Genomic DNA, 6,383 nt, shown 5'->3' on the forward strand with positions numbered 1-6,383 from the left:
TCCTTTGCCGATGCAAAGCAGCTCCATGGCCACCGCTACGCCCGGTTCCGAAGTCTGAGCCGCGTCTCCAGCCAGTGCCTGCTCGCCGCCGCCGCTCAGAACATCAAGAAGATGGCCATCGCACTCAGCCGGATGCCGGCTCCGAGCCCCGCATGAGGGCCCCCAGCATCCGCTTCGACGTAGACAGACAAAATCGAGCAGCGATCCGCATCACCACAAAAAACAAACCCCGCCAAAAATGACGGGGTTCGTCAGCAGTCTGAGGGCCGCCCAAAGGCGGCACTTGAAAAGCTTTGGGATCGCAACCGTTTACTGGCGCGAATAGAACTCGACCACGAGGTTCGGCTCCATTGTCACCGGATACGGCACTTCGGAGAAGGCCGGCACGCGGGTGAAGGTGGCCGTCATCTTGTTGTGGTCGGCATCGATGTAATCCGGCACATCACGCTCGGCGAGATCGGTCGCCTCGAGCACGACGGCGATCTGCTTGGAGCGCTCGCGCACTTCGATCACGTCGCCCGGCTTGCAGCGATAGCTCGGGATGTTGACCTTCTGGCCGTTGACGCGGACATGACCGTGATTGACGAACTGGCGCGCCGCAAAGACCGTCGCCACGAACTTCGCGCGGTAGACGATCGCGTCGAGACGGCTCTCCAGAAGGCCGATCAGCTTCTCCGAGGTGTCGCCCTTCAGGCGCGCAGCCTCGTCGTAAATTTTGCGGAACTGCTTTTCGCGAATCTCGCCGTAATAGCCCTTCAGCTTCTGCTTGGCACGCAGCTGCACACCGAAGTCCGAAAGCTTCGACTTGCGGCGCTGACCATGCTGGCCCGGACCGTATTCACGCTTGTTGACTGGGCTCTTCGGGCGACCCCAGATATTTTCGCCCATGCGGCGATCAAGTTTGTACTTGGCGCTCTGGCGCTTGCTCATAACGCTGATATCCTTACCGTTTCGCGTTTCGAAACGCGCCCTCCTCTGCCGCCCATACCGCAATTGCGGACAAACGACTGACAGGGGTTCGGCGAAGCGCTCGCCGAAATTCCGATCCGAACATAAGTTGGCGGAAGTGACCCCACGGGTGCGGGCCCCGCGCGCTGAAAGCGCCGAGCCGCGGCTGACTTATGGGTTTTATCGCTTTCTGTCAAACAAGAACCGCACGCGAGATCCGCGATGCGCTCTTCATCGTCGCTTCATCCGCCCGTCAACGGCCTGCAATCAAAGCTGTCTTCATGGGAGCCGAGCCCGGCAGGCCCAAACCGGGCGCACCCCCAAATGAGAGGCCACATTGATGATACGCACATTCCTTCTGGCGGCAACCGCTTCCGCAGCCCTTCTGAGCCACGCGAACGCGCAGGAAAAGGCGTTCCCGGCGAAGCTCGAAGCGCATGCCGTGCTGCCGGCGGCAACCTTCGTCGAACCTCCGAAGGACGCTCCGGCAAGCCTCGCGACCTCCGCAAAGTTCACCTCCTCCGACTTCCATCGCGCCGGCGAGACAAAAGTCGCGGGCAAGGACGGAGCGCGCCCGACTGGCCTAGACATGCCGTTCGACGGTCAGCCGATCCAGGGTTTCTCCGGCATCAAGAAGATGGATGACGGCACCTTCTGGTCGCTCTCCGACAACGGCTTCGGCTCCAAGATCAATTCGGCCGACGCGGCCTTGATGATCCATCACCTGTCGTTCGACTGGGACGCGAACAAGGTGAACCGGCTCGACACCGTCTTCCTGTCCGACCCGAACGAGGTGACGCCCTTCCCGGTCGTCAACGAGGGCTCGGAAAGCCGCTTTCTGACCGGTGCCGATTTTGACGTCGAATCGATCCAACCGGTCGAAGACGGCTTTTGGATCGGCGAGGAGTTCGGCCCCTATCTCCTCAAATTCAACAAGGATGGAGAACTCGAAACGCTCGTCGAGACGAAAATCGGCAACAAACCGGTCACCTCGCCCGACAATCCCTTCCTGCGTCTGCCGGGCAACCCGGCAACCGAGATGCCCGCCTTCAATCTGAAGCGCTCCGGCGGTTACGAGGGTCTTGCCTCCTCGCCCGACAAGTCGAAGCTCTACGGTCTGCTGGAAGGCCCGGTCTATGTCGACGGCGAAGTCGAAAAGGTCGACGGTCATCCGGCGTTGCGCATCATCGAATTCGACGTGGCGAAAGGCGAATGGACTGGTCGCTCCTGGCTCTATCCCCTGGCGGAGGGCGGCGAGGCGATCGGCGACTTCAACATGATCGACGACACGCACGGCCTCATCATCGAGCGCGACAACGGCGCCGGTTCGGCCGACGAAGCCTGTGACGACCCGAAGTCGACGGCAACCGACTGCTTCGCCAAGCCGGCCAAGCTGAAGCGCATCTACAAGATCGAGATGACCGACGAGATGGAAGGCGGGCCCGTCCGCAAGATCAGCTACATCGACCTTCTCAAGATCGACGACACCGACGGCAAGAAGGTGCAGGGCGGCGGCGAAGGCTTTTACGACATGCCTTTCGTGACGATCGAGAACGTGGATGTGGTCGACCCGACGCATATCGTCGTCGGCAACGACAACAACCTGCCCTTCTCGGCAGGCCGATCCCTGAACAAGGCCGACGACAACGAATTCGTGCTCCTGGACGTCAGCGACTTCCTCAAAGCCGAATAGTTCCCCTTTGAAGCCGAGCGATCGGCATCGCCGGCGCGTCCGTCTCCCTGCGGGCGTGCCGGCGAAATATTCCGATCCGGAATTATGCTACAGCCAACCGATACTGCCGCAAAACCTGCAACACCGGCGCCAGCACCGGCCGACCGCTCGTAAATGCGGCGGTTCCCGGTCCTCCATCCACCCGTCGGCCTTCCAAAACGCTTGCCAACCGACGCGCAATGGCTGGTGCGGGATCGATGAAACACACCGGCCATGGTGCATGCCGGTCGAATAGATCGGTCAGGAAGGGATAATGCGTGCAGGCGAGCACCACCATATCGGTGCGCCGCCCTTCGATCTCCACGAAGCAAGGTTCGATCTGCTCTGCGAGCGACCTCTCGTCGATCGCTTCGCCGCGCATCCGCGCTTCGGCGAAAGCCGCCAGCAACGGCGCACCGACGAGCCGCACATGGACGAGCGAGGCGAACTTTCGAATGAGATCGCGCGTATAATCGCGCCGCATAGTGCCGGGCGTCGCAAGAACGGCGATGATCCCCGTCTTGGTCTGTTCGGCCGCCGGCTTGATCGCCGGAACGGTGCCGACGAAGGGAATATCGTAACGCGCCCGCAGCGCCGGCAGGACGAGCGTCGAAGCCGTATTGCAGGCGATGACGACCGCCGTCGGGCGATACTGGGCGATGAGGCGCCCCATCAGTTCGACGATATGCGTGCGGAGCGCGTCGTCTTCCCAATCCCCGTAGGGAAAGGCTGCATCGTCGGCCACATAGACGAGACGGATGCGAGGCATTTGTTGGCTGATCGCCCGAACGACGGAAACTCCGCCGAGCCCGGAATCGAACACCAGCACCGGGCCGGCGTCATGCATTCTCGTCACTCATCCTCTTCGCCGGCCGCCCTCGCGATATCGCGCTTGGTTTTGCGGCCCTCGAGCGCGGCCACCACGCCGCGCAACGCACGGATTTCCGTGGTCGTGAATCCCGGCCTCTGCAGCATGGCGCGCAGATTGCGGACCATCACAGGGCGCTTCTCTTCGGTCCGATAATAGCCTGTCGGCTCCAATGCGCTTTCCAGATGCTCCATCAAACCGACCAGCTCGGCTTTCGGCGCCGGCATCTCATCGAGCTCGGGAAGAGCCGCACGCGTCGGAAGCTCGCCCTCGCCCAGGCCGGATTGCAGCCATTCGTAGCTCATCAGAAGCACAGATTGCGCCAGATTGAGGGAAGCGAAACTGGGATTGACCGGAAACGTCACGATCTTGTCGGCATAGGCGATCTCTTCATTGACGAGCCCCCAACGCTCGCGACCGAACAAGAGGCCCGTCGCCTGACCGAGGCTTTCTCGTTCGCGCAAGGCAGCCGCGGCCTCGCGCGGGCCCAGAACCTCTTTCGGAATCTCCCGCGTGCGGGCCGTCGTTGCGAGCACGAAGCGCAGCTCCGCAACGGCTTCGGCAACACTCCCATAGACCCTGACCGCGTCGATCACATGATCGGCCCGGCTTGCCGCAGCGCGCGCCTTTTCGTTCGGCCAGCCGTCGCGTGGTGCAACCAGGCGCAGATCGGACAGACCGAAATTCGCCATCGCCCGGGCCACCATGCCGATATTCTCCCCGAGCTGCGGCTCGACGAGGATGATTGCAGGCCCAGGGACTTGGGTGGTTTTTGCCCCGCTCTCGCCGCTCACGCCCCCCTCCTTTGCCCGATCGGGCCAAGAAATCCGCGGAACCATGTCGCAAAGCAGGAATTGTCACCGCAAAGCTGAATTGAACGCACACTAAGAGAGGGCATGATGCGAAGCATTATCTATATCGTTGGTCTTATCGTCATCGTCGTGGCGGTTCTGTCGCTGCTCGGCCTCGCCTGAGCGGCACCTTCCACGCAACCGCGCTTATAAGCCTCAACAGACACGGAGCCACCCGCCATGCGCAATATTGTCTACCTCGTTGGCCTGGTCGCCATCATCATCATCATCCTCTCTCTTGCCGGTCTCCTATGACCTGAACGAGGCAGGCTCGCGACGAGCCTCATGAGAGAATCAATTTCTCGCCCTTCGCCGTGTTTGCGCGGCGGAGGGCGTTTGCTATACGCCCGTTGATCTGAATGTGCGGAAAAGCCGCTCCGGCCCCACACAGCACCGAGCAACGCAGACAGGAAAATCCATGGCGAAGATTAAGGTGGAGAACCCCGTCGTCGAACTCGACGGCGACGAGATGACCCGGATCATCTGGCACTACATCAAGGAAAAGCTCATCCACCCATATCTCGACCTCGATCTCCAGTACTACGATCTCGGTATCGAGAACCGTGATGCCACCGAGGATCAGGTGACGGTGGATGCGGCCGAGGCAATCAAGAAGGTCGGCGTCGGCGTCAAATGCGCCACGATCACACCGGACGAAGCCCGCGTCGAAGAATTCGGCCTCAAGAAGATGTGGCGGTCCCCGAACGGCACGATTCGCAACATTCTGGGCGGCGTCGTCTTTCGCGAGCCGATCATCTGCTCGAACGTCCCGCGACTGGTCCCGGGCTGGACTAAGCCGATCGTCATCGGCCGCCACGCCTTCGGCGACCAGTACAAGGCGACGGATTTCGTCGTCCCGGGCGCCGGCAAGCTGACGATGCGCTGGGAATCGAAGGATGGCTCCGATTCCAAGGAATACGAAGTCTTTGATTTCCCGGACGGCGGTGTCGCCATGGGCATGTACAACCTCGACGAATCGATCCGCGACTTCGCCCGTGCCTCACTCAATTACGGTCTGATGCGCGGCTACTCGGTCTATCTTTCGACCAAGAACACGATCCTCAAGGCCTATGACGGTCGCTTCAAGGACCTCTTCCAGGAGATCTACGAAGCCGAGTTCAAGGAGAAATACGAGGCGCGCCAGATCACCTACGAGCACCGGCTGATCGACGACATGGTCGCGGCGGCGCTGAAATGGTCGGGCGGCTTCGTCTGGGCGGCAAAGAACTACGACGGCGACGTGCAGTCCGATACTGTCGCTCAGGGCTTCGGCTCCCTCGGCCTGATGACCTCCGTGCTGATGACGCCGGACGGCAACACGGTCGAAGCAGAGGCCGCGCACGGCACCGTCACCCGGCACTACCGTCTGCACCAGCAGGGCCGCGAGACGTCGACCAATTCGACGGCCTCGATCTTCGCCTGGAGCCGCGGGCTCGCGCACCGTGCCAAGCTCGACGACAACAAGGAGCTGAAGCACTTCGCCGACACGCTGGAACGGACGGTGGTCAACACCATCGAATCCGGCGCCATGACGAAGGACCTTGCCCTCCTCGTCGGTCCCGATCAGCCGTGGCTGTCGACGACGGGCTTCCTCGACAAGATCGACACCAATTTGCAGAAGGCGATGGGCTGACGGCCCGGTCTTTCTGGCACGATTATTTAAGGGCGGCGACGAGCCGCCCTCAGACTGCTGACGAACCCCGTCATTTTTGGCGGGGTTTGTTTTTTGTGGTGATGCGGATCGCTGCTCGATTTTGTCTGTCTACGTCGAAGCGGATGCTGGGGGCCCTCATGCGGGGCTCGGAGCCGGCATCCGGCTGAGTGCGATGGCCATCTTCTTGATGTTCTGAGCGGCGGCGGCGAGCAGGCACTGGCTGGAGACGCGGCTCAGACTTCGGAACCGGGCGTAGCGGTGGCCATGGAGCTGCTTTGCATCGGCAAAGGAGCGTTCCACCGTCTCCTTGCGCCGCTTGTAGATCGCTTTGCCCCAGGGTGTCAGGCGATG

General features: G+C 61.6%; 7 protein-coding genes. 3 read left to right on the plus strand and 4 right to left on the minus strand.

The window, feature by feature from the left end; translation table 11 throughout:
- Positions 1–156 (plus strand): transposase (locus BLP76_RS18675; RefSeq protein ID WP_171904424.1); only part of this gene is annotated, 156 nt, incomplete at its 5' end.
- 153 nt (positions 157–309) lie between these two features.
- Here the strand turns inward: BLP76_RS18675 and rpsD are convergent.
- A complete protein-coding gene (rpsD, locus tag BLP76_RS18405) occupies positions 310–930 on the minus strand; it encodes a 30S ribosomal protein S4 (protein ID WP_092816678.1) in 621 nt (206 codons plus the stop codon).
- 358 nt (positions 931–1,288) lie between these two features.
- Here rpsD and BLP76_RS18410 point away from each other — a divergent pair, with 358 nt between their 5' ends.
- Positions 1,289–2,641 (plus strand): esterase-like activity of phytase family protein, encoded by a 1,353-nt coding sequence (locus BLP76_RS18410; protein ID WP_092816680.1) that lies wholly within the window; start codon positions 1,289–1,291, stop codon positions 2,639–2,641.
- A gap of 82 nt (positions 2,642–2,723) precedes the next feature.
- On the opposite strand, the gene murI is transcribed toward BLP76_RS18410, so the two are convergent.
- Positions 2,724–3,506, minus strand: a complete 783-nt coding sequence (gene murI / locus BLP76_RS18415; RefSeq protein ID WP_092816682.1) for a glutamate racemase — start codon at positions 3,504–3,506, stop codon at positions 2,724–2,726.
- Positions 3,507–3,511: 5 nt separating this feature from the next.
- Positions 3,512–4,321: an RNA methyltransferase gene (locus tag BLP76_RS18420; RefSeq protein ID WP_280139975.1), complete on the minus strand. Its 810-nt coding sequence runs from the start codon at positions 4,319–4,321 to the stop codon at positions 3,512–3,514.
- Between the two features lie 475 nt (positions 4,322–4,796).
- Between BLP76_RS18420 and BLP76_RS18425 the strand changes: the two genes are divergently transcribed.
- Positions 4,797–6,011, plus strand: a complete 1,215-nt coding sequence (locus tag BLP76_RS18425; protein ID WP_092816686.1) for an NADP-dependent isocitrate dehydrogenase — start codon at positions 4,797–4,799, stop codon at positions 6,009–6,011.
- Positions 6,012–6,167: 156 nt separating this feature from the next.
- Here the strand turns inward: BLP76_RS18425 and BLP76_RS18430 are convergent.
- A partial coding sequence (locus tag BLP76_RS18430) for a transposase (protein ID WP_171904426.1) occupies positions 6,168–6,383 on the minus strand: 216 nt, incomplete at its 5' end.

The organism is Afifella marina DSM 2698 (assembly GCF_900102695.1).
GTDB classification, from domain to species: domain Bacteria; phylum Pseudomonadota; class Alphaproteobacteria; order Rhizobiales; family Afifellaceae; genus Afifella; species Afifella marina.